This window comes from Peribacillus sp. CSMR9 (assembly GCF_033141925.1).
Classification (GTDB): Bacteria; Bacillota; Bacilli; order Bacillales; family DSM-1321; genus Peribacillus; species Peribacillus simplex_A.
Window position 1 is genome coordinate 1 of the sequence record NZ_JAOPHO010000183.1, and the last position, 1,425, is coordinate 1,425.

The window sequence follows — 1,425 nt, forward strand, 5'->3', positions numbered from 1 at the left end:
CAAAAAGGCGGAGAAGCAACTTCCGAAAATCATGATAAGGAATTTTATCAAGAGATTGGCCAAAAAGGCGGAGAAGCGACTTCCGAAAATCATGATAAGGAATTCTATCAAGAGATTGGCCAAAAAGGCGGAGAAGCGACATCCGAAAATCATGATAAGGAATTCTATCAAGAGATTGGCCAAAAAGGCGGAGAAGCGACATCCGACAGTCATGGCAAGGAGTTCTATCAGGAAATCGGTGAAAAAGGTGGGGAGGCACGTGCCAATCAACGAGATGGCGACGGCAGCTCTGACGGTTCCAGTAATGGAAAAATGAGCCGGGAAGAAGCAGGACTTAATGGCGGGGAAAAAAGCCGCCGTTAATATAGAATGAAAAATCAAGTAGAACTAATAAATGACCGAGGGAATGAATCATTCCCTCGGTTTCTTTATGTTATTCAACCATTGTCCCATGGAAATGCCCATCACAGCACATTGCAAAGTATGCTTGGTGAATAATTGAGTTTCAAAGGACAGAGATCATAAGTATTAAGGGTAGGCACCACTTATATATCAGTTATTGGTATAGAACTTGCTTCGGATTGGTATGTAAGTAAATGGGGTGCAGAGTTAAGTTATAAAGATGAAGACAAAGCAATTCTTAATTTTGCAAACCAAAGTATTTTTCTTGTTAAAGCTCCAATTTTTATGATATTTACGGTGAAGAACACTTTTCTATGACATTTGAAGTTAATGGGTTAAACGCTTTAATAGCTGTTCATAAAGATTTATCGAAAAAGAAATAAAAGTTGGAGGAATTGAAAACAGAGGTCACACGGGGAGAAACTTTGTTTTTTATGATTTAGATGGTAATAAATTTGATGTATGGAGTGAATTAAGTCCAATATTCAAAGAAAAATATCTAATCTCGCGATAAAAAATATATCCTCTTCATGAGCTAACAGGCGCGTTACTTCAGGAGCTGATCAGCAGCTCCTTTTCTTTATGCAACGATCGGGGCAGGATGGTTTAATAAGAAAAACTGGGCTATATATCACATCTGACACATACTGCGACATAAATGGGAAAAGATAAAAAAAGACTGTCTAATCCATACAGTTCTTGTTTTTTATTTCATATTTCTTCCTTAAATAAAGGGGGCTTTAATTGTATTTGGGCGCTAAACTTCAGTTTTATTGAGCTTTTCGGTTATAATAGAGTTGGAAGTCTTCATTTACGATTATGGAGACCCGAATTTTATATTATCTGAGGTCAGTATACCTTACATCAAAGGAGTTTATTCATAATGCATGTGCTACAAAAAACGCAAAAAATAGTTCGCTATCAGAATCAACAAGGAAACATACACTACGGTATTGTTGAGGATGAGATGATATTACAACTGTCTAGCAGTTTTGCTGAACTTGTCAACAAGGAAATAAAGTA

Annotated in this window: 1 protein-coding gene and 1 pseudogene; both read left to right on the plus strand. The window is 36.9% G+C overall.

All coding sequences use genetic code 11. The features are described 5' to 3' along the window. The coding region (locus tag N9I19_RS24740; RefSeq protein ID WP_317779331.1) for a general stress protein at nucleotides 1–363 on the plus strand (363 nt) is incomplete at its 5' end. Between the two features lie 186 nt (nucleotides 364–549). Continuing rightward, nucleotides 550–916: pseudogene (locus N9I19_RS24745) on the plus strand (VOC family protein). The last annotated feature ends 509 nt before the right edge of the window (nucleotides 917–1,425 follow it).